Origin of the sequence: Komarekiella delphini-convector SJRDD-AB1 (assembly GCF_014831675.1) — a bacterium.
Classification (GTDB): Bacteria; Cyanobacteriota; Cyanobacteriia; order Cyanobacteriales; family Nostocaceae; genus Komarekiella.
In genome coordinates this window covers 86,739-106,295 of sequence record NZ_VJXY01000004.1, presented here as the reverse complement: position 1 = coordinate 106,295, position 19,557 = coordinate 86,739, and the positions used below count along the sequence as shown (strand labels likewise).

Annotated in this window: 17 protein-coding genes; 8 read left to right on the top strand and 9 right to left on the bottom strand. The window is 41.3% G+C overall.

Translation table 11 applies throughout. The annotated features are described in order from the left end of the window. Window positions 1–20: 20 nt before the first annotated feature. Window positions 21–1,196, top strand: a complete 1,176-nt coding sequence (locus FNW02_RS05645; protein ID WP_191756581.1) for a helix-turn-helix transcriptional regulator — start codon at window positions 21–23, stop codon at window positions 1,194–1,196. A 91-nt stretch (window positions 1,197–1,287) separates the two neighbouring features. Here the strand turns inward: FNW02_RS05645 and FNW02_RS05640 are convergent, their stop codons facing one another. Next, a complete protein-coding gene (locus tag FNW02_RS05640) occupies window positions 1,288–4,524 on the bottom strand; it encodes a DEAD/DEAH box helicase (RefSeq protein WP_348535367.1) in 3,237 nt (1,078 codons plus the stop codon). A 46-nt stretch (window positions 4,525–4,570) separates the two neighbouring features. Between FNW02_RS05640 and FNW02_RS05635 the strand changes: the two genes are divergently transcribed. Next, entirely contained in the window at window positions 4,571–6,901 is a 2,331-nt protein-coding gene (locus FNW02_RS05635; RefSeq protein ID WP_191756580.1) for a CHAT domain-containing protein, read from the top strand. Window positions 6,902–6,993: 92 nt separating this feature from the next. Here FNW02_RS05635 and FNW02_RS38395 read toward each other — a convergent pair whose 3' ends face one another. The 7 genes from FNW02_RS38395 to FNW02_RS05610 all read right to left on the bottom strand — a co-directional run bounded on the left by FNW02_RS38395 (window position 6,994) and on the right by FNW02_RS05610 (window position 12,452). Then, on the bottom strand, window positions 6,994–7,254 hold the full coding sequence (locus tag FNW02_RS38395) for a hypothetical protein (protein WP_225225452.1): 261 nt from the start codon (window positions 7,252–7,254) through the stop codon (window positions 6,994–6,996). Next, window positions 7,238–7,579 (bottom strand): hypothetical protein, encoded by a 342-nt coding sequence (locus tag FNW02_RS38390; protein WP_225225451.1) that lies wholly within the window; start codon window positions 7,577–7,579, stop codon window positions 7,238–7,240. Before FNW02_RS38390 ends, FNW02_RS38395 begins: the two co-directional genes overlap by 17 nt. Continuing rightward, window positions 7,534–9,639, bottom strand: coding sequence for a caspase family protein (locus FNW02_RS05630; protein WP_225225450.1), 2,106 nt, complete (start codon window positions 9,637–9,639; stop codon window positions 7,534–7,536). The genes FNW02_RS38390 and FNW02_RS05630 overlap by 46 nt, the downstream gene beginning before the upstream one ends. Before the next feature lie 373 nt (window positions 9,640–10,012). Next, window positions 10,013–10,318, bottom strand: coding sequence for a DUF3155 domain-containing protein (locus tag FNW02_RS05625; RefSeq protein WP_191756579.1), 306 nt, complete (start codon window positions 10,316–10,318; stop codon window positions 10,013–10,015). Next, a complete protein-coding gene (locus FNW02_RS05620; RefSeq protein WP_225225449.1) occupies window positions 10,287–10,619 on the bottom strand; it encodes a GIY-YIG nuclease family protein in 333 nt (110 codons plus the stop codon). The genes FNW02_RS05625 and FNW02_RS05620 overlap by 32 nt, the downstream gene beginning before the upstream one ends. A 54-nt stretch (window positions 10,620–10,673) precedes the next feature. Next, entirely contained in the window at window positions 10,674–11,789 is a 1,116-nt protein-coding gene (locus FNW02_RS05615; protein ID WP_191756578.1) for a hypothetical protein, read from the bottom strand. Between the two features lie 72 nt (window positions 11,790–11,861). Continuing rightward, window positions 11,862–12,452 carry a hypothetical protein gene (locus FNW02_RS05610; RefSeq protein ID WP_191756577.1) on the bottom strand — a complete coding sequence of 197 codons (591 nt, stop codon included), beginning with the start codon at window positions 12,450–12,452 and terminating at the stop codon, window positions 11,862–11,864. A gap of 232 nt (window positions 12,453–12,684) precedes the next feature. On the opposite strand from FNW02_RS05610, the gene FNW02_RS05605 reads away from it, so the two are divergent. The 5 genes from FNW02_RS05605 to FNW02_RS05585 all read left to right on the top strand — a co-directional run bounded on the left by FNW02_RS05605 (window position 12,685) and on the right by FNW02_RS05585 (window position 16,149). Then, entirely contained in the window at window positions 12,685–13,668 is a 984-nt protein-coding gene (locus FNW02_RS05605; RefSeq protein WP_225225448.1) for a hypothetical protein, read from the top strand. Window positions 13,669–13,688: 20 nt separating this feature from the next. Next, window positions 13,689–14,483, top strand: coding sequence for a hypothetical protein (locus FNW02_RS05600; protein WP_191756576.1), 795 nt, complete (start codon window positions 13,689–13,691; stop codon window positions 14,481–14,483). Between the two features lie 14 nt (window positions 14,484–14,497). Beyond that, window positions 14,498–15,349, top strand: coding sequence for a hypothetical protein (locus FNW02_RS05595; RefSeq protein ID WP_191756575.1), 852 nt, complete (start codon window positions 14,498–14,500; stop codon window positions 15,347–15,349). A gap of 102 nt (window positions 15,350–15,451) precedes the next feature. Continuing rightward, the gene (locus FNW02_RS05590) at window positions 15,452–15,787 is read left to right on the top strand and encodes a DUF5674 family protein (RefSeq protein WP_191756574.1); all 336 of its coding nucleotides are present in this window, start codon (window positions 15,452–15,454) and stop codon (window positions 15,785–15,787) included. After that, on the top strand, window positions 15,787–16,149 hold the full coding sequence (locus FNW02_RS05585) for a hypothetical protein (RefSeq protein ID WP_191756573.1): 363 nt from the start codon (window positions 15,787–15,789) through the stop codon (window positions 16,147–16,149). Before FNW02_RS05590 ends, FNW02_RS05585 begins: the two co-directional genes overlap by 1 nt. A 293-nt stretch (window positions 16,150–16,442) precedes the next feature. Here FNW02_RS05585 and FNW02_RS05580 read toward each other — a convergent pair whose 3' ends face one another. Beyond that, window positions 16,443–18,029, bottom strand: a complete 1,587-nt coding sequence (locus FNW02_RS05580) for an AAA-like domain-containing protein (protein ID WP_225225447.1) — start codon at window positions 18,027–18,029, stop codon at window positions 16,443–16,445. Between the two features lie 592 nt (window positions 18,030–18,621). On the opposite strand from FNW02_RS05580, the gene FNW02_RS05570 reads away from it, so the two are divergent. After that, window positions 18,622–19,485 (top strand): GIY-YIG nuclease family protein, encoded by an 864-nt coding sequence (locus tag FNW02_RS05570; RefSeq protein WP_191756702.1) that lies wholly within the window; start codon window positions 18,622–18,624, stop codon window positions 19,483–19,485. The last annotated feature ends 72 nt before the right edge of the window (window positions 19,486–19,557 follow it).

Sequence of the window (19,557 nt, the reverse complement as noted above, 5' to 3'; positions counted from 1 at the left end):
CTTTTACTTGACAAGTCAAAATGCCCAAGAAGCCTGTTACTCATCCATACACTGACCTCCAGGCGTTTGAACGGTTGATGCTACTGATTGCGACTTTTGTGCGTTATCCCGGAGTGGGCAGCAGTAATTTAAATAATTCAATTGAACCAAAATCCGGAGATTGTCATGATGCACTTACTGAGGTGTCAGTGCGCTTGCAGGAAGTTGCTCGTGATTGCGGTATTGATTTGCCGACTTACTCACTACACACGCTGCGAAAAGATCTGCGGACATTGCGTCGCTACAACATCCTAGACAGCCGCATATATCGTTGGGGTTATTACCTGGGAACTGGTGCAATGAGTTTGATGGAACTACAGGTTGCGTTCAATGCCTTGAGTTCGCAAGCAAAGTATCAACAAGATCCGCAAGTTAATAAGATTTACCAAATATTGATGCAACGATTGCGGGGGCTGAACTTAGCGGATGAAATTGTTTATCCAGTGCGAGCGCAAATCAATCGAGCTATTATTTACACCGACCCAGAAGAAATGATGGCTGACAGTAAGTATCGTGGCACCCTTTTTGAAAAACTAGAACAGCTAGAAAGCGCTATTATTCGGGGCCAGGCAATAGAAATTTATCGCAGTCGCAATGCTTATCAACAAGGTATTACTGAGTTTTTAAATATCTACCCTTTACAACTTATCTACTCAGATGTCGCTTGGTATCTATTACATGAAGATTGCCAGAATGGACATTTAGCTACCTCAAGGTTGGATAGGTTTACCGAACACTTTAAGTTGCTTGGCTCTAAAGGACGGGATTTAACAGAACAATGGCAAAGCCTCCAAGTCGCACATGAACTACTGGAGAATGGCTGGGGATTATATTTAGGTAAACAAGAAGAACAAAGTTTAGAGCGACAGGGAAAATTAGATTTTATTAACATAACCGTGCGCTTCTTCCCTGATGTTATGGTGTTTATTCAAGAAGGCGAAAAACGCCATAAAAGCCAGAAAATTTCTTTTGGAGCCAAAACTCCAGATGGAAAACCAAGCTATCTTGATTACAGTCTCAAACTTCCACCGCGATCGCTGCCGGAATTTAGCCGTTGGGTTTATCGCTTTATGGGTAGCGCTCAATTCCTTACACCAAAGGAATTGGTAGAAAAACACCAGCAAGTTGCTCAGGAATTGCTTGCTCGTTATCTTTGAACTCTTGGCATCTCCTTTCTTCTCTAGCCCTAATTTATTAAATGCTTGACTAGAGCGATCGCAAAGGACACTAAGCGGTTAATTTCAGCGGCTAACTTTCAAAAGGTTCAAGAATTGGTGAAAGGAGAGTTGGCTCAAGTTCTTGCTGACGGTGTTGTTCCACAGCCTTTCTCACAATGGCTAGCTTTTCGACATCATGGTTGAGGTGAGGGAGAAGATCTGAATCAGACATTGCTTTGATCGCGTCTATATTGCAAAGTCCAGCATGAAGTAATTGCAGATATTCACCCCGTGTCAAACGGGTGGCTACCTGCCTTGCCAAATCAACAGCTGCTGGCGGAACTCCAACATTCAGCCGTATGAGCAAACGAGAAATAGGTTCTTCTAAATCAAGGTTAGGATGCAGTATTCCTGCGACTTGAGCTACAGTAGGTAATAAATCGCAGGTTCGTTCAGCAACGTCACGAATTGCTCCTGCTGCTCCACCGGGCGCACCTCCAAACTGTGTAAGAATACTCTCAATTTCAGCTGTTGGTCGATGGGTTACAAATAGAAGACAAGCAACTGCTTTCTTTGCTCTTAAAGTGCTTTGATGCTGAGTGGTAACACCCCGTTCCAGAGCATTCAGTAACAAATGAGGAACACCTTGTCTTAAAAGTTCTTGTTTCCAAACAGTAGGTTCTTTGTTTGTGCTTCTCCAATTGATCGGAAACAAAAGTCGATCCAACTCAACTGTTAACTGTGTTGCAGCCAAAAGCGTTGGTTCAAGAATAGATTCAGGATTGAGTTGGGAGAAACAGGCGACTAGACGAATGACCGACTCAACCTCAACGCCTGCCTCTCCAGCTAATCGTCCCAAAGGGGTTAGATAATAGAAATTGTTTTCATCTGGCTCAATCAGTCTATGCTGCGACAAACTCTGAAGTGCTGTTATAAGCTGCTTACGATCCCATTTCCATTGGTGGGCAAATTGTATTTGTTGGAATGCACCAAAGCTGGATTCCAAAAACTCAATTAAATCCTCCGCCTGCATTCCTTGCATATGTAACTGCTGGGTTGCTTTTAGCTTGGGTAACTTTTGGGTTGTAGAAAGAATCCGTAAAAGCAGTGCTCGTGGATCGGTATCAGTACTTAAGAAGCGAGAAGTCAGCGATTCTGGATGACCTTTGACGTATTGTGTCCAAAAATTGTGTACTTGGCGTGGATTTAAAGCTAAGAGGTAAGAGGTTCCTCTTTCTGCCAACTGAAGCCGTCCGGCACGTCCAGCCAAGTTTTTGTACTCTGCTACTGAATAAGGACTAGATCCTTTGTTAGCCAGAGGATGGTTTAGACCAACAATAACAACAGCTTCAGCTGGTGTGTTAATTCCCATTGCCAGAGTGGTTGTAGCCGCAATCACTCGCAAGGTTGTCTTCTTGGCACGAAACCGCTCTTCAACGACGAGTCGTTCTTCTGCGGTAAGTTCGCTAGTATGGAATGCAACGCCACCTTGCAATGCTAACTTCAAATCGTTTGAAGCTTTCGAGTCGTCGCCAGTTGGTAAAGAATCTAAAGCTATTTGATCTGATGGCAATCCTAGTTCTCTAGCCAAATAAAGTGCACATCCACGAGCCTCTCCCTTTTTCTCACGGAAAACAAGCACCTGTTTCCCTTCACTAATCAATTTCTGAACCAGTGGAATCACATAGTCCTGGCTAGAATTCTTAATGGGCTGGGGTTGAAAGAGTGGCTCCGTTATCTTTTCTTCACCAGAATCTCCATCAATAAACCGGAAACGCCCATCTGCGAGTAAAATTCCTTCATCCAAAGGAACAGGTCGTTCTTCCCGCCGTAGTAAGCGTGCACCTAGCCAATGTTCCAGCCCATTTGTGTTTCCAATAACTGCTGAGAGCGCAATGACTTGAGGCTCAAGCCCTTGCCGTCGTCTGACTCGCAGCAAAGTTAAGATAAACTCTAGATTCATACCCCGCGTTTCATCCGCGATCATCTGCACTTCATCAATTACAACTGTACCAACCAGATTCAGAATATGTGGATTTGTCAAAACAACAGATGCAAATTTCTCATAGGTGAGCAGGCAAATGTCATACCGTCCTTGTAGCAAGGGTGTAATATCGTCTGTTTCCCCTGTAGCTTGCATTGTGATAATGCCAAACGAACCGTAAGATTCATTAAAAGTTCTAAATTTGTCACTAACTAACGCTTTGAGTGGCAATAGGAATAGCGCCCGCCTGCGCTCTAGCACACTTTTCAACGCAGCCAGTTCTCCAATGGTCGTCTTGCCTGAAGAAGTGGGTGCTGACACAACCAGATGCTCTCCTTCTAGTACCTTAAATTCATTGATTGCTGCAAGTTGGAGCGCATTGAAGGAGGGAATGACTGTTGCCCAAGTTTGAAGTAAAGTTTCTGGAAAACCATAGGCAGCAAGGCTTTGAATATCAGATGTAACTTCAGGATGCGATCGTTCTGGAAATGCCGTTCGATACAATGAACCAGGTTTAAAAATGGGTAAAAGTAACTTCCCGTCAATTTTGCCCCTTAGTGTGGGATGCTGGGGCTTACCAAGCTGAGTGGATGCGTCAATAACTCGCTGCGTAATGTATTGAAGCATGGGGTAAACAGCGAGTTTGCCAGATTGTTGTACTTCTTCTGCTCCTTGTAGGGCTTCCAATAAATAATGGGTCAGTAAGCCATGCCCAAGTCGGATATTTTCATAGGCTGATTCCGCTGAACCTGATGCCGTCAAAATTATTCGTCCTTCCCCGGACAATTGAGATAGCGCAGCATCAACAGATTCCAAATTGCGTGCCACAGTTTCAACCTGAAATACTTTGGCTTCTACACCACCAGAAAAGCAGCAATCTAAGAAGCAGATGAGCCGACGTGCTGGAATTTGTGCAATTTGCTCAGCTAAAAATTCAAGAGAGATTGATGTGTTATCCAGGTTGTAAGTATCCGTGTCATACGCAACAAGCTGATGAGAATTGGTTCCATGGCCAGAGAACGCGATAACAACAAGATCCTCTTCGTTACAAGTTGCTAGATCGGCCAAACATTCAAGAATGGCTTGGTAAGTGGCTTGCTGGTCAATCAAAAGCTCAGCTTCACCACCCAACGTGTCACAGAATAAAGCATGGAGTGCTGTGGCATCACGTTTGGCACAGCTTAACCACGAGATTTTGGATGAGTCGTGGCGATCGATACCAATGAATAATCCTTTGAATCTCATACCCAGACGTTCCGTGCTTGGCAGTTCGTTAAGCTCAGGCTGAAAGGCCATGGCATCGCGTAGGTTGGTAAGTGGATGACAATGTTCAGCAGAACTCACGCTAAGCTCCTAAGAAAGGGTAGGTTAATTTTTAACAGGTATGTAAATGGACAATATAGCAAAAATGCAAGCTGACGATCTTATTCATCAGGGCTTGGAATTTTATCAAAACCATCAGTTTTCTCAAGCACTTCAAACTTTGCAGCAAGCTTTAGACCTGTATCGAATAATAGGAGATCGTGAATGGGAGTCTAATACGCTTGGTACATTAGGTATTATTTACTACCAGTTACAGGACTACCCAAACGCGATTGCATATTCTCAACAGAATTTAACAATCGCTCGGCAACTGGAAGACCAATGGGGAGAGACTCAAGCATGGATAAATTTGGGTAATGCTTATCAAGCGCAAGGAAATTACGGCCAGGCGCTGGAATGCCATCAACAGAGCTTAAAACGAGCGAAAGAAATGGCAGATCCAGAATGTGAAGAACAAGCCTTAACAAACCTAGGAAATCTCTATCTTGCACTGGGAGAATTTGAAAAAGCTGTAGAGTTACACCAAACCTGTTTAAAAATCTTGCGAACTTTAGGCGATCGCCAACACGAAGGTGAAACATTAAGTAACTTGGGCATTGCCTATCATGCCTGTGCAGAATACGAACAAGCCATTCAGTGCTTCGAGCAGAGTTTAGCAATTGCTGAGGAATTGAGAAATTTGCAAGGGGTAATGGATGTGATTGCGAATCTTGGAGCGGCTCATTATGCAGTAGGTGAATACGAGCGAGCTAAACAATACTCCCAGCAACATCTATTACTAGCAAAAGCTTATGGCGATCGTCAGCAAGAAGTGCGGGCACTCAACAACCTTAGTAATGCAGAGCAGGCACTTGGAAATTCTTCTGAGGCGCTCGCAGGATTGCAACAAGCTTTATCCATCGCTCAAGCGTTGGGAGATGTATGGAGCCAAGGGCAAAGTCTGAATAATCTGGGGTATGTTGAATTTTTGGCTGGCAACTTAGTAGAAGCTGAGAACCATCTTTTCGCAGCCATTGAACTCTGGAAAACACAACTTACAGGTTTAGGACATAATGATGCTTATAAGGTGTCGCTGTTTGATATTCAGCAGAAGTCTTATCGTTTACTTCAACTGGTTCTAATCACCCAAAGTAGAAAAGATAAGATAGAAGCAGCATTAGAAGTTGCAGAACAAGGTCGTGCTCGTGCATTAGTCGAGTTGATGGCTCAACGATTGTCGGCAACATCTACTCAACTATTCACGGAGGAATCTCCATCTGTTGATCGGATGCGTCAGATGGCGCGATCGCGCCAAGCCACTATTGTTGAGTATTCGATTACCTATAGCGTTCAACATCAAGCGACTGGATTAGAGGCACTAGCATTATCAGAATTACTGATTTGGGTAATCCAACGAACTGGTGAAATTCATTTCCGCCGTAACAATGTATTATCATCCTATCCAGGGCAATATCAGTCGCTAACCGAAATGGTTGATCAATGCTTGGCTTTGATGACTAGCAGAGGTCGAGATGCTGTTCCACTGAGTGTTACTTCAGGTGAAGAAAGAAATATTCTTCAAGAATTACACCAATTGTTGATTGCTCCAATCGAAGATCTTCTTCCCATTAATCCTGATAGCCACATTATTTTGATTCCTCAAGGTTCTTTATTTTTTGTACCATTTGCAACATTATGTGATTCTCACAATCAATTTTTTATTCAAAAGCATACATTATTGACTGCACCGTCTATCCAGACATTGCAACTGACCCAACAGCAGCGAGTCAATCTCCAACAATCGAATGTAAGTCACTCTCTTGTTGTGGGTAATCCTTTAATGCCTAGTTTAGAAACTTATTCAGCAGTTCAACCATTGCAACCATTACCAGGGGCAGAGGCAGAAGCAAGAAAAGTTGCTAACCAGCTAGATGCGTTTGTTTTGATAGGTTCAGAAGCTACCAAAGCTGTAGTTTTGCGTCAAATGTCTAACGCTCGCATTATTCATCTAGCAACTCATGCGTTGCTTGACAATAAACGTGGTTTAGGTAGTGCGATCGCCCTCGCCCCTACAGAAAACGATCCAGGATGGCTTATGGCAGAAGAGATTTTACAACTACAACTTCAAGCAGAACTAGTTGTTTTAAGTGCTTGCAACACAGGGCGAGGACGTTTAACCGGAGATGGAGTGATTGGTCTGTCACGATCGTTCTTTGCAGCAGGGGTTTCTACTTTAATCGTTTCTTTATGGTCGGTGCCGGATGCCCCAACTGCAACGCTTATGACTGAATTTTACCAACAGCTACAGCAGAATCTAGATAAAGCACAAGCGTTACGTCAAGCAATGCTTGCAATGATAAAACAAAATTTTGAACCAAAATCATGGGCAGCGTTTGTTTTAATTGGTGGAGATGCTTAATCTTAATAAGCTTTTCAGCCTTTTGAACGATTTTCACCTACCAGTTACTTTGCAAAGAGCACGTTTTGAAACATTCTATTCGCCGGGCGAAGTTAACCTGAATTAGGATGAATGTTTGTTTGAGAAGCATATAGCGCTTGAGCTAGGTTTTTCAATCCATGAGGATTGGTAAAATAGGTAAAGTGATCGCAGGCTGCATCAGGTTCCAAAAGGATAGGTTTGGGCGAACGCTCGGCATTAACACTTTTAATGCTAGTCAAGAGTACTGCAATGTCGTTTAGTTCTCCGAAAAAGGTGAGATTGACAACTTTATCCACAGCTTTACCAAACAATTTCTCAACCAAGCGTTGCACAGGTGAACCCTTGAGCGACAACGTGTAACTCTTTGCTATGATTGGCTTCCAGTCCGACTCGCTCTAGCTGTTGTCCTAAACGTCGTGCTGTGGTTGGAATGTCAGTGTTCAAGCTGTCGTAGTCAAATGCAAGAACCAAATCGTAAATATCTCGTAGCGATCGCTCCTGACCATTAACCTGCACTTTGGCAGTTTGAATACTGGGTACCATACTTTCCGTGTCACCAAAAATACCGTGGATATAAAGCAGAATGCGTTGAGCTTGAGCCACATGAGCTTTTACATTTGCCGTACAATTGTGATTGCGATCGCCTGCGTCGTCCAATGGTCATTGCTTTCATTAGAAAACGGAACGCCATCGCGAGTATAAACCCGATCCATTAAACGATTTAAAAGTCCCTTGGGAATTATGGCAGAGCGTGTTCTAGTGGCGGGAGCTAACCCCTCTTGTTCCAAGAGACTGGCATCAAAGTCAGTTGTATTGACAATCAACTTGAGAATATCCTTGTATTCGGTAATACCCTGCTCCAGATAATCAGGTGGGATAAACAAACCAATCTGCTTACTCACAATCTGTTCATTGGGTGGAATTCTTACACTACTCTGTGCTTCAAAGAATGGCAGATCCACCTTGTAATTTTCTGATAGCAGCAAAACATTACAGTAAAGTGTTTTATTACTATGATTAGTAAGTGTTAGTTGAATGCCTGGAAATTGCCACTCAGTATTGTCATTGTCATAGACATATTCAAGGCGCACGTCTGCAATTGTGGATGTGCTATCAGTAGAATCTGAATCTGGAGTAGTTGCTTGAGTTCCTCGCAAAATCTCAATTTCTAGGGTGATATCGGTAGACTTAATGCTACTATTTGCTGGGCTGGCAAGATCCAAAATGTTCTGCCAACGTGCGATCGCTTCCAGATGTCGAATCACTTCGGAAGCGGACTGGAGTGTGTAATCACCTTGCGGATGAGGTTGGCTTGGAACGGGAGGGATCAAAAGACGATTATCCGCAGGATGGGTGATCCAATACTGTCCACAGCGAGCTAGAAGGTGATAATCAGCAGTTTCCGGCTCTGTTGTTTGACTGAGATATAGTGAAGGGTGTTGATTATAATTCCGAGTCTGAAGAGCTTGCGTGGCACGGTCTATTCCTACTGTACTATGAGTATCGCTCTCAAAGTAAATATTCAACCGTTTGAGCGGCAAACTAATAATCACTGCCCAATAGCTTGATTGGTCATCTAATGGTTTTTCGTTATTAATAATTTGGACAACACTGTGATTTGACCGTACTTTTGTAATCTTGGTTATAGCTAAAGGAGCTGACAAGTGACGTAAGCGCTCTTCATCGTTGGTTGGAAAGATTGCCAGTAGAGCTTCTTCCCGCTCAGCAATCTTGGGAACACCGTGTAAAACACCTCCATTAATCACCCAGTTATTTTCTTGGTTGCGGGTCAAGACAAAATAAGAGGGACGTTCTTTAATTGCATCTTTACCTAGAAAACTTTGCTTAAGGTCGTCGGGGTTGATTACCTCTGCTTGAGGTGACTGATCCCGAACTTTACCTGTGACCAACGCATTAATATTCCAGTTTAAATCACGATAAGAAATGTTTCCCTTTGTCTGTTGTAGTGTTTGTAATAAGAAGTAAGAAAACACACCTCTGCGTGACCCATCCTCTGTCAAATATTCCTTAGCTTCCTGATGATCGCGACAGGCGGCGAGGAGGACATGTTTCCCTTGAGGCAACACCAGACGGTTGGACTTCTGGCCAGCATCATTAGAAGTGAGTAAATATTCTGCAAATGCTCGATCTTCTGCAAAGATGAAATCGTGCAGCGATCGTACTCGTGCATCTGGCGGTGCAGTACGCACATCCGTAACCAAAACTCCCTCTCGTGTACCAGAACTAGAGTGACAGCAATCTAAAATTACAATAATGTGTGGTTGTCGCTCAGCAAGCTTAGCAATCAAATAAGATAATTCCTTATCAACTAAATCCCAACTACCTGCTGTGCGGCTGTCGTAGCAAACTAAGGTTTCGTTCAAGCGATCTGGTTCCAAATGCCAGAACTCTTCCGGTGCCTTCTCCTGAGAACCGTGACCAGCATAGTAGAAAAGCACAACATCATCAGAACCTGCATTGCATAGATGATGCTGAAAGCCATCTATAATTGCTTGACGAGTTGCATCTTGATTCAGTAGTATGCATTTTATATCTTGAGGTTTTACTAGTTCATACTCATCCTTATTAATTCGTTCATCTAAGTAATCTCGGATAGCTTCGATATCAGCGACACAGCCTTGTAGAGAGGGTACTGGAGGATAAGAAGCAGGATGATAATTGTTAATTCCAACAAGAAGTGCATAAATCTTACGCATAAATTTTTTATTTACACATGCTTGCGCTTAAAGAAGTATAAAAGGTCAACTAACAATCAATGCATTCCTGAATATTCTTTGGTAGTTTCTGCTGCTTAAGAAAGGTAGTGTTGATTCTAACATCTGCTCTGCGTAAATTATTTTCAATGTAAATTTAGAAATAATAATCTTTACACAAAAAAATAATTTGTTGAAATTTGTTGGAACTGAATTGAATGCAGAGCAAATAAGAAAACTGAATTTTGGCTCACGTTGCAACTTGTTTACTGGACTCTTAAGTATGAACTTTCTTTGTTTTCTTGATTCGTACAAAAGGTCTATTTTTAGCCTGTCAGATATGGCAGGCTGTAGTAGATTCAAGTTATAGCTGATTTTAACTAGCGACAGAGGCTATTTCCGGTGAGAATAGTTTGTGATTTTCGATGGCATATTTATAACTAAACAGTCCATTGTTTGACAAGAAAAATTTTTCTTCACTACCCGATATCTTGAGTACGGTGATAACACATGGTGGTTGAATACTGTTATTACGGATAAATTTTCTTGCCGTTGTACAGGTTTTTTCTTGATGGCTCTGTTGATAGCAACTAAAGCTTGTAACCTTTGATAGCAATACTTTTCCACGTAATCTGCGTTTGAAATTGTATCTACCTATTTGTTGTCGAATTCGTTTTGACATTTTGCACTCTCCTTAATAATTGTGCGTGGTTTTTATATCGCTTAAGTTGAATTTCAAGCTGACGGGCTTCTTGTTTACTTGAGGTCTTCCACACGTGGACAATTTTGAATTCGATGCCGCGTTCTATCGCAGCACGAGTAAATGCTGCTCCAGACCCTTGTAGATGCTGCTGAAATCTTTTCTTGAGGTTCGCGCATGAACCTAAGTAATAACGAGCTTGATGTTTCTCATTTCCCAGCGGACGAGATAGCTCAATCATGTAGCAGCAAGGAATTGAGGGAATTTCTCCTGACAATTCCATATATGCTTTTTTGGGATTATTTTTAAGACTGAGGCGTTAGCTGATTGTGGTAGTTTATGTCGTTACGTAGTTAAGACTTTCTTGCTCTTGTAGCCAACTAATTACATTTAATTTGCTAACGCTTACAGGCTTATCCTCACCTGGAATAAATACTTGAAACCAGCCATTTTCTAACTCATAGTAGTCAATGATTAAACCTGATTTTCTGGCTGTTTTGAGAGCTAATACTTCTTGGGGCAACAATCTTTCAATTCTTAACTGTTCTTCTGGGGAAAGCTGCTTCCAAGCTTCTTCTTTAACAGCCAAATGCCTGTATATAGCATTTCTAATTTGATAGTAACTGGTGGCTGATTTGAGTTTTTCTGCCAGCATTAATACTTCTCCCCCAACTGGCTGCTGTTCTGTAGCGTTACTGGTGCTAGGTTGTTCGTTTTGTTTTAGTCTGGAGTTAACTTCTATAGCTTTTTCTCTCTCTGTTGGGGATATTTCCTCTTGTGGTAACATTCCCGACTCAACCACAACCACTTCAGATTCAGCAGTCTCTTCCTGGGGCTGCTCTTTTTCTTGAGATTTGATTCTGGCGTGATAGTCTGCGATCGCTTCACGAAGAATTTGCTGGGGAAGTAACCCATACCCATCAATTAATTCCTGTGTGAGTACCCCTGTTTGGTGGTCTTCCTCGTACTGAGGAGGGAATTGGCAATAGCGATCGCCCCTTGGAGTTCTACGCCAGATTGATATCTGCTTTTGTTGTTCCTGTTTTTGGGTTTTAAGGAGGGCTTTCCTCTCTTCGATTAACTCCAGCACGAGTTCACAGGTTAATCCCCCAATTGGGTAATCCTGTAGCTGACTGATAATTGACTTGTATTGAAGAGAACACAGCCTGAGAAGTATTGTTACTGGAATTGGTGCTAGGTGTTGAGGACAAGTTGAAAATTCTTGGAAGTTTTCGGCTATTCTGATCGCTCGTTTTTCCTCACAGCTTCCTTTATCCCAACCGTATGTATCGAGCAGAGTTCGGTATTCTTTTTTGCTATAGGTGGTTTTGTATTCGTAAAGTAGGAAAGCAGTGTGCAAATATTCCAGACTGCTGGTTTCGATATGCGCGGTTGGATTCGGATCTAGTTGATGCTTTTGGCAGTAAGGGATTGATGTGATAGTTGCTGGCATGATAAAATTCACTTCGTATTAATTTCGTTGGTCTTAAAAGACCACTTACCTACTTCAGTCAGCGCAAATAATTCAGGCTGCTTGTTTGTCCCAAGCTTTTGATGATGATTTGGAGATAGCAGCCAAGGCATAGCCCAAGGTGTGCTTGTGAATTTTGGGCATTTTGTGAAATGACATATCCTGACCCCAATCTTGGACTGACTTAGTGCCAATATGTAATACTTGCGTGAGGGTTTTGACACAAGTTGCGCGAAAATTGGCGTGAGAAACAGTTTGCAGTATTTGCTGTTCGGTTAACCCTTCGAGGAGTATTTTTTCTAGAAAGGTTTGAGCATCTACTTCTGGTGCGTTGTATTCTCCTCTCAAGATGCTCTTTAGCTGGTTTGGTACGATTTCAGCAGCCTGAATGTAAGCAAGTGAAACTTTGGAGTAATTGGGTATCCCATCAAAGTTGAGATCGCTTCCCCACTTACGAACTGTTGGCCTTTGTACACCCAAGACTGCACATAGTAAAGTGATGCATTTTTTGCGGTATTGTGAGTCGGTTTCTTCCTCTAGCAGTTCTGGGGGGCTGAGTTCAGCTATCCCAAAGCAGTAACGTAAGAATTGTCTCGGTTCTAAGCCTTCTTTGGGTAAGTTTTTGAAAATTTCGCAGTATTTCATATTAAACTCGTGCAGAAATTTTGATTGAAATAGGTGCTTTTCTGCCATCTCAACTTTTTGTGCTTTTGGTTGAAGAATACCAAATTAACCAATTATGTATGTGTTTTATTTACATTTTTTAATTAAAAATCAGTGTAAAAATGTTTTTACACTGATAATTTGTTACGTTTATTAACTTTTTTGCATACAAAGGCTTCAAATATGCTTTGTGGTTCCGATAGACTGAAGTAACATGAGTAAACAACAGCCCGAACCAAATCCAAAGCTACCTCCGAAGCGTGGTCGTCCTGTAGATGCAGAGAAAGACCGCGTGACAGTTCATATTAATGTTGATATGCGGGGTCAAATTGAGAAGCTAATACCTGATATGGGTAAAAGCTTGTCAATGGTAGTTAGGAATTTGGTGAATTTAGGTTTAGAGCTTGTTGGTTTATCTCAAAAGGGACTTACTACTCCTCGGTCGGGTAATTTAGAGGAGTGGCTTGCAAGTTATACGTCTTTGGGAACTGAGCTGCTTATTGCTTGTGAAACTCTAAATTTGTCAGCTCCAAAATCAGGGCAAATAGCTATTTGGCTTTTAGACAAAATGGCTTTTGGGTCAAATGACCCTCAAATTATTACTGATGAAGAAGATACTAGTACAAGACTTTTAGAAAGAATTCGTTTAGGAAAGAAACTGCAAACTTTTAGCCTTGAACAAGGGATAGAATTACCTCAAAATGAGGAATTTGCTACTTGGTTGGGGCATTTATATGCTAATGCTCTTATTGGACAAGAATTTGTAGCTGCTTGTCAGGCGCTGGATTTGCAGCTACCAGAGACAGGAAAACTACAGGAGTGGTTGCAGAATTTGGTGGAGCGATCGCGCAGCGTCTTTGCAGTAGAATCGCAATTATCAAACGAGTTATTAGAAGAATGCGAGCGACTGGGGATAGACCCCCCAAAACCTGGTGAGGTTGCAGCGTGGCTACAAAATACCCGCCCTGCGGTATTTGAGCAGCCGATGTACGAACATAGATTACCTTTTACGGATGATGGTTTGCCTTTAGGGGGGTCGCAACCTTTTTTGGAGCATTTACTAACACTAAATGCACTGCCAACTGAAGATGAGGAGTATGACATTGCTCATAGGTTTGGTGTAGACCCAGCGCATCTTAAGGAGCTGATATCCCGCATGAGATTTGACAGGAACGGACAGACAAATAATTGTCATTAATAAGCTTCGGGGATAAATGCATGGATGCCATTGAAGATTCCTCAACGTTGTGGGCTTTATTATCTAGGCCAGGATGGGAGATCAAACCCAACCCAGTAAAGCACTTACTCAAGATTAAAGCTCCTGATTATCGGGAAGCGTTAATACTCTATACTAAGTATCGAAATTTTCTAGCACTGTGGGCGGCATCGCTCGATTGTACCTGTGCTTTGATTGGAATTCAAGGAATGCGCGGGTCTGCATTCAAAATTCTTGCAGCAACGCCAGCATCGCAGCAGAAGTTATACGAAGACTTGATTTTTGCAAGCTTACGAAAGTCGGTTAGTTGTGACTTTGAAAGACTAGTCGTTCGGGAATTTGAGAATGAGATCAGCAAGTATTCAGGGTTTTACATTGCCGAAACTCGTTTGCACCCTGAGCTTAGACCAATTGTTGATGAAATATTCTCAAACCCAGACAAGAAACTTGCTTTAACGCGAATGTCTGACAATTTGCAATTGATCGTGTCCGCATCAGCAGCGCGGGCGATGAGTTCTGACTCACAAGATGTGGTGCGTCGCCGAACGACTGATTTTTGGCACGCTAGAGACTACGAATGTTTTTTGCGGATGTTCAAGCAAGATGGGGGGGCAGGGTTTGAAATTACTTACCAAGCAACAACCAATCTCCCAAAAATTAATCCTTTGGCACCGTGGGCGCAGTTTACTACAAGCTATCGGTTTTTTGAAATTGATGTTGGCGATCGCACAGAAGTGTACCGTTTGGGCGAAGGTAAAGATATCACCCCAATCAGTCGTCCCAAGGTTGTTTCATAACATAACGAGGTTTTATGGCAGTAAGATTCCTAGAAAATAAGGGCAGTGGTAATATCCTAGAGATTAGTAAAGCTAGGCTTTTAGAACTTACCCCGAATGTTTATCCCCTCACTTGGAAAGCGATTCTTTCAGGTAAAGGTGATAGTGCAGCTATCTTGGGTGCAGGTTTTGCCGAACGTGAAGTTTTTTTTGGTTTTGAAGGAGTTGACTTAACGCGCTACCAACTTCCGACAATCGATTGTTACGACATTGCTACTAATCCGCCAGAAAAGTTTTTAGCTTTACGTAGCCAATACCCAAATTTACAGTTAAATTATTTTTGCGATCGCAATCTAGCAGAACTAGAACTGACAAAACTTTACGCTCCTAATAGCCTACGGCTAGTTTCAGTTCATGGAGTATTAGATTACTTACAACCAGATGCCCTTAAGAGAACATTACTTGATATTTTGAAAGTACAGCCAGAGGCAATATCGATACGGCTATTTTTAATGGGCAACCCGTGGTCGCGGAATTTTGCGAGTATAGAGCAACTGGCGATGGAATTAAATTCAATTGAAATTACTACAAGTGGCTTAGTTGAGCCAATTGACTTTGATATATTTTGTCGTACAGGTGTTGTGCAATTAAACATTTTAGATAAGGATAAAATTGAACATAATTTGTTACCAAGTTACGGTGCATCTCATGTAATGCCTGATAAATTAGTTGGTTATCTAATTAATCAAGGATATCAGCTTGTTGCAAATGATGTGTACTCACTTTCTAGTCAAGATTTACAAAGTGATGAATTGCAGAATCACAATAGCAATAAAGATGTATCTTTAGATAATCCACACGGGATGTTGTTATTTTTTAAACGATAAAATACTCATTTCAATAGAGATAATCAATGAACTTGAACCCATCCATAAGAACAGTTCATGAAATAATATTGGTAATTAATATTGGCAACTGAGGTTAAATAATTGATTCTGCTGATACGCGATTGCGCGACAAAAGAGCAACTTGACGAAATGCTCAAAGCCTGGGGAGTGTTTATAAAATTGGCAGTTGATATAGATAGAGAAATTCTTGCTGGAGGCAGTCAACTTCATTATGAATGTGAAGAAATTTTGTTGAAAGATGGTAGTAGACAAAAAGACATTTGGGGTGCTGATTGGTTTCCCTACACTCAAGAAGTAGGTTTTGAATCGATTATCAACATCCGTCCCAGTCAAAATAATCGTACAATGGAAATTCAATCCGCTGAAATTAGAGAACGAGTAGCTCTAATTACCCGACGATTGCTAGGAGGATTATAATGCCTGATTGGAGAGCAATTGAAGCGAGTTTTTTACGCCAACCTCAAGCAAACCGCTTAGGAGAATTGGCAGCTAGTTTGGCACGTATCAAATCTCGATGCCAAAATCCAGCTAACCAAGATTTAGTTGCTGCTTTTATTGAGGAAAGTCTATTTTTTGTTGGGTTGATTATTCCAGATACAGATACCGAGAAAGCAGGGGAATTAAACCAACTACAAAGCCAGTTAAGGGAATGGCAGCAAGACTGGTCAAATATTTGGGCAAGCCCAACAGAACGTGCAAATATCGCTGCTATAGCCAGTACTTGGTCAGAGCAAGTGTTAGGTATGTCAGGTTTGTTATCTGAATCAATTACTGCTTAAAAAGAGGGCGTTGCTACTAGGTGTTCTGCGCTGCTTGGCTTATGGCATTCAACAAAAACAAACCCAAATCTTTATGCAGTGCTTCATTATGCTGCGGACATCCTGTTGAATGTAGACACCTTGGACAAACTGCTTCACAATCACATTCAGCTACTAGGGCATAGGTTTTAGCTGGGTGTTTAACGGTTGCGGTCAGCGGTTGCCGATCTCCTGTAACTCAGTACCAGCGTCTTCCTTCAATCCGCTGCACCGCAATTGTTATGCTGCATCTTCAGATAGTTTGAAGTATTTAACTACAGATGTACACGGAAATAATCTCGGTACAAACCACAAGCAACTATTGCATCATTACCTCTAAGTTTAACCAATCCCAAGCTACTTAGATGGAAAGCTTGCTTAGATTCCAGTCTTACAAAGCTTAAACTATCTACTACCTGCTTCATCGCTAGCTTCAAGTCTGGATAGCTTTCCAAAAAAAGTAAATAATGATTTAGGTGGTCTCGAAATAAACCTAAATCGGTATGGGCAGTCTTTAAAAATTCATCCAGGGTGAATCTGCCACTAGCAATAGATTTGAGGGCTGTCTGTAGAAGATAAGGATGTCCATCAACAACATCCATTAAATATTTGATTTGCTCCTCTGACCAATTCAAATGATATCGCTCTAGTAGTTCCTTTACTTCTACCTCAGTTAAAGGCGGTAGTAAAATAGGAAGACCCACATTAAAAGGGGATTGGTTAATATTAAGCGGAATATAAGCTTCAAAAGAATGGGTGATTATTAATCTAAGTTTTCTCCAAGTTGAATCACTTTTGCCTCTCTCATACCACGAGCGAAGAAGCCCAAAAAAATTACTTCCAATATCAGATCTTTGAAGCACTAAATCAGCTTCGTCCAACCCTAAAACTAATGGAGTATCAGATGCTGCCAATAAATATTTCTGAAAGTATCTTGTAGCATTAAAGTTGCTACCTAAAGACCCATGCCAATATTCTTCTATTTTATCTTCTAAATTCAATGCATAAGCCGTGCTAGCACACAACCACTGCAAAAGCTTCTGTTGATTGTCAAATACCTCTGAATCTGCTTCTTGAAAAGATAGTCTTACTGCTCGATACCCCTGTCGTACAACGTAACTGAATATCCTAAGCATTAGAGATGTTTTACCCATTTGCCAGGGAGCTTTTATCCGAATTAGTGCTCCTGGTCTTGTGATAGCTTTATAGCAATCGGTTTCAATAGAAGTACGTTCTATGTAAAAATCTTGATATAAAGGCTCTAAATCTGTTGAATTCTTTGAATCCGTTTTATCTCTTTTAAAAAGAACAGGTAACAAATACTCTGGTATTCCATCAAGTTGAATTGCATTGCAACCTAAAGCATAGGCAAATTCGATTGATTCTCCAGCACCTAAAGCGGTATAGAAACCGATAGCGAATTCAATAGCAGCACGATCCCCAATAGCCTGACTCATGCCGATAACATAGTCAATATATTGAACTATTGCCTCAGCCTGGAACTTTGAGTAGCAGGCATTCAGAACAACACATTCAACGCAATTGGAGAAAAGTTTAAAGAGATTTGCTAATGCTTCTGAATTAACCAGCTTAAGTTGCCCTGATACATCTTCAAAAGCTAAACCGTCTTGACCTGCTCCATGACCTGAAAAATGTACAATCTGTGGCTTGAAGTCCACCATTGCTTGCTGAATATCTCTTGGACGAGTTGATCCGGTTGAACTAATAGGAACTTTGCCATACCCTGCCAAACGTAGCCGCTCCTTAATTTCTCTTTCCTCATCCTGCAAGCGTAAACTTACTGTCCCTTTAGGATTTGCAGCAACTAGCAGAATCGATTTCAGGGCAGGGCTATCGTTCATAAAAAGTAACAAAAGTAATAGAGCTGCTCAAGTTAATTCAATTGTATTTCAAGAAGGGAATAGCCTCTTGTCTAACAGGTAGCTCTCCAACTTCACCTTTATTAAAAATTGTGCAGCATAACGACCCCGTTCACCCGCCGCTAGTAACTTTTCGGACTCTACCAACCAACTTGATACGGTCGGTGTGCAACGGGATTGTTGGACAGCACCTCGCTTTCATCGAATGGTTGGGTGTTGCTCACTCTGCCGCAGTAAAATGCGCCATCTGGTCTGCTCTATGTTTTTGCTACCAAAACCCGCATTTCTCACAAGTTCTGCGATCGCACTCCTTATAATCCTTACTCCGAACATGTTTTGGGAATTTTTGACAGGTTATTTTTTCATGCAGTGTGAAAAACCGGAATCTAGACTTTATAAGGCTTTGAGGATTGTGGTGAGAAATCCGGGCAAAAGATATTTGTTACTTGTTAAGTATAAATCTAATTATCTAATTGCGTTAATGTCGTCACAGGATTTACCGTAGTATGGTTTTACTTTGTTGCTTTGCAATGGGAATTTTAGGTAAGTAGGGTGTACTTACCGCAATATTGTGATGAATTGGAAGGATTGGTCTAACGTTACTTTTAGCGAACGCTATCACTTGCCTGAACGTTCGGGAATTTACGTCATTGTCGATATTAATGACTATGTGTGGTATGTCGGACAAGCTACCAACCTAAAAAATCGGTGGGCTAGTAGAACTCACCACAGATACCCACAATTAATTCGCTCCAACCGCAAACTAAGGCATCGTATTTATTGGCAAGAGGTTCCACTCAACTGCTTGAACGAACGAGAAAAGTATTATATTAACTTATTTCAACCCGAACTCAACGGGTGTAAAGTGAAGAGATATTTGCCGAAACAACCACAAATCGAGAGAGAAATTAAACGGTTATTGAAAGTATTAAATAAACCAACAATGCTTTTTCCTGTGATTCGTTCTGTGGTAGCTGGCGAATATAAAGACGAAGAGGGAATAACTTGCATTTTAGTTATTATTAATATTAATGATGAGCAAATAATAAGTAATTCAACACGGAAACGGTATGCTAATGAGGTCAAAAAAGCTTGGGATTATTACAAAACTTATTGCGGCAAAGACGAACAGCAATATAGCCAAGTATGGGTGACGACATACAATTTAAACATTTGTAAGTTTGAATTTGTTATTGCTGATTGGGAGTTTTTTCAATATCTTGAAGATAATGCCGATGCTCGCACACAGTATCTTGAAGAAGTAGAAATTTTTAGTGAAAAAGTTAAAGCGTTAAAAAATTTAGATATTTTTGAAAAACTCTCATTAAAAGAAGAATATAGTTACATCAATTATGATGGAAAGAAAAGCCTAACAACTGCTGCTTATATTAGATACCGTAGACCACTGCTAAATTGCATCACAGCAATTATCTCGTAATACTCATTCCTTATCAAGTTGCACAAAATAAAGCTTTAAGGATTAAGTTTAATATTACAATAAGTCTGATTA

Coding starts and splice junctions, on each gene's coding strand:
- FNW02_RS05645 (WP_191756581.1), top strand. CDS start 21: ATGCCCAAGAAGCCTGTTACTCATCCATACACTGACCTCCAGGCGTTT.
- FNW02_RS05635 (WP_191756580.1), top strand. CDS start 4,571: ATGGACAATATAGCAAAAATGCAAGCTGACGATCTTATTCATCAGGGC.
- FNW02_RS05630 (WP_225225450.1), bottom strand. CDS start 9,639: ATGCGTAAGATTTATGCACTTCTTGTTGGAATTAACAATTATCATCCT.
- FNW02_RS05625 (WP_191756579.1), bottom strand. CDS start 10,318: ATGTCAAAACGAATTCGACAACAAATAGGTAGATACAATTTCAAACGC.
- FNW02_RS05620 (WP_225225449.1), bottom strand. CDS start 10,619: ATGGAATTGTCAGGAGAAATTCCCTCAATTCCTTGCTGCTACATGATT.
- FNW02_RS05615 (WP_191756578.1), bottom strand. CDS start 11,789: ATGCCAGCAACTATCACATCAATCCCTTACTGCCAAAAGCATCAACTA.
- FNW02_RS05610 (WP_191756577.1), bottom strand. CDS start 12,452: ATGAAATACTGCGAAATTTTCAAAAACTTACCCAAAGAAGGCTTAGAA.
- FNW02_RS05605 (WP_225225448.1), top strand. CDS start 12,685: ATGAGTAAACAACAGCCCGAACCAAATCCAAAGCTACCTCCGAAGCGT.
- FNW02_RS05600 (WP_191756576.1), top strand. CDS start 13,689: ATGGATGCCATTGAAGATTCCTCAACGTTGTGGGCTTTATTATCTAGG.
- FNW02_RS05595 (WP_191756575.1), top strand. CDS start 14,498: ATGGCAGTAAGATTCCTAGAAAATAAGGGCAGTGGTAATATCCTAGAG.
- FNW02_RS05585 (WP_191756573.1), top strand. CDS start 15,787: ATGCCTGATTGGAGAGCAATTGAAGCGAGTTTTTTACGCCAACCTCAA.
- FNW02_RS05580 (WP_225225447.1), bottom strand. CDS start 18,029: ATGAACGATAGCCCTGCCCTGAAATCGATTCTGCTAGTTGCTGCAAAT.
- FNW02_RS05570 (WP_191756702.1), top strand. CDS start 18,622: ATGAATTGGAAGGATTGGTCTAACGTTACTTTTAGCGAACGCTATCAC.